At 71.9% G+C, this 2,250-nt stretch carries 2 protein-coding genes; both read left to right on the top strand.

The features are described from left to right. Positions 1–1,243: family 20 glycosylhydrolase (locus ABZ281_RS46605; protein ID WP_356664589.1), on the top strand; the 1,243-nt coding region annotated here is incomplete at its 5' end. Positions 1,244–1,502: 259 nt separating this feature from the next. Beyond that, on the top strand, positions 1,503–2,250 hold a 748-nt coding region (locus ABZ281_RS46600), incomplete at its 3' end, for an FAD binding domain-containing protein (protein WP_356664588.1).

The raw sequence follows: 2,250 nt of genomic DNA, 5'->3' as shown, positions 1-2,250 counted from the left end.
GGACGAGTCGACGAACGAGTGGATCATCAACGGCACGAAGTGCTTCATCACCAACTCGGGCACGGACATAACGGGCCTGGTGACGGTCACGGCCCTCGATCTGATGGCGGCGCACAAACTCAACGTCTTCCACTTCCATCTGACGGACGACCAGGGCTGGCGCGTCGAGATCAAGCAGCATCCGCGGCTGACCGAGACGGGCTCCTGGCGCGCCCGTACGAAAACCGGCCACCGCGCCTCGCCGTTGTGGGAGGACAAGCCGCACGGCGGCTACTACACCCAGGACGACATCCGCGAGATCGTCGCCTACGCCGCCGAGCGGCATATCACCGTCGTCCCCGAAATCGACGTGCCGGGCCACTCGCAGGCCGCCATCGCCGCGTACCCCGAACTCGGCAACACCGACGTCATCGACACCACATCCGTCTTCGTCTGGGACAACTGGGGGATCAACCCGAACGTACTTGCCCCCACCGACAACACCCTGCGCTTCTACGAGGGCGTCTTGGAGGAAGTGCTCGAGCTGTTCCCCTCGGAGTTCGTCCACGTCGGCGGCGACGAATGCCCCAAGGACCAGTGGCGGCGGTCGGAGACCGCCCAGGCGCGGATCAGGGAACTCGGGCTCGCGGACGAGGACGAGCTCCAGTCCTGGTTCATCAAGCACTTCGACGCGTGGCTCTCCGCGCGCGGGCGCCGGCTGATCGGCTGGGACGAGATCCTCGAAGGCGGGCTCGCCGAGGGCGCCGCCGTCTCCTCCTGGCGCGGTTACGCGGGAGGCATCGCCGCCGCCCGGTCCGGCCACGACGTCGTCATGTGCCCCGAGCAGCAGGTGTACCTGGACCACCGTCAGGACCCGGGCCCCGAGGAGCCGGTACCGATCGGGTGGGTGCGCACCCTGGAGGACGTCTACCGGTTCGAGCCCGTTCCATCGGAGTTGACGCCCGAGGAGGCCCGGCACGTGCTGGGCACGCAGGCCAACCTGTGGGCCGAGGTGATGGAGGACCACGCGCGCGTGGACTATCAGGCCTTCCCCCGCCTCGCCGCCCTCGCGGAGGTCGCCTGGAGCGCCCTGCCCGCCCCGGTGGAACGGGACTTCGCCGACTTCCGGCGCCGTATGGCCGCGCACTACGGGCGGCTCGACGCCCTGGGCGTCGCCTACCGGCCCCCCACGGGGCCCCTGCCCTGGCAGCGGCGTCCCGGGGTGCTGGGCCGCCCGATCGACGGTCCGCCGCCGAACCGGTAGCAGCGCCCGTCACGACCGAACAGCTCGAACAGGCCACGGAAAAAGCGCACAAGGGTCACCGAAAGTGCCAATCGGTACGCACTGGTGAACCAGTGCGAAAACGGACCATCTCGCCGGTGAGGTGGGCGAATGCCTCCTAGCGGACCCGTGTCTTCGGCTCTCGCCAAGATGTGCCAGAGTTGCCACGTCCGCCCTGTCAGCACGTACCGTACGGCAGCACAGGTGGGACCAGGTGGGGCAGCGGGAAGGGGCAGCCGGTTTGACCACGCACGCACCGCAGGCGGCGCAGGCCGTCACGCTGCCCACGACGCTGGACGAGGCCGTCGCGGCGCTCACCGCCGTGCCCGCCGCCGTGCCCGTCGCGGGCGGCACCGACCTGATGGCCGCCGTCAACTCCGGGCAGCTCAGGCCCGCCGCCCTGGTGGGGCTCGGCCGGATCAGCGAGATCCGCGGCTGGCAGTACCTGGACGGTCACGCGCTGCTCGGCGCGGGCCTCACGCACGCGCGCATGGGCCGCCCCGACTTCGCGGCCCTGATCCCGGCCCTCGCCGCCGCCGCGCGCGCCGCGGGCCCGCCGCACATCCGCAACGCGGGCACCCTGGGCGGCAACATCGCCTCGGCCGCCCCCACCGGGGACGCGCTGCCGGTCCTGGCCGCCCTGGAGGCGACTCTGATCGTCGCGGGCCCGGGCGGAGTCCGCCGGGAGATCCCCGTGTCGCACCTGCTGGCCGGGGTGGACATGCTGCGCGCCGGCGAACTCGTCGGCTACGTGCGCGTGCCGCTGCTGCACGCCCCGCAGGTCTTCCTCAAGGCGACCGGCCGGACCGGCCCGGGGCGCGCGGTGGCGTCCGTGGCCCTGGTCCTGGACCCGGCGCGCCGGGGTGTGCGCTGCGCGGTGGGCGCCATAGCGCCGATGCCGCTGCGGCCCCTCGACGCCGAGCAGTGGGTCGCCGGCCTCATCGACTGGGACAACAACCGGGCGCTCGTCCCCGAGGCGCTGAGCGCCT

It is taken from the genome of Streptomyces sp. NPDC006265 (genome assembly GCF_040613555.1).
GTDB lineage: Bacteria > Actinomycetota > Actinomycetes > Streptomycetales > Streptomycetaceae > Streptomyces.
Note: the sequence above shows the minus strand (reverse complement) of the source record. Positions and strands in the feature narration are given on the sequence as shown.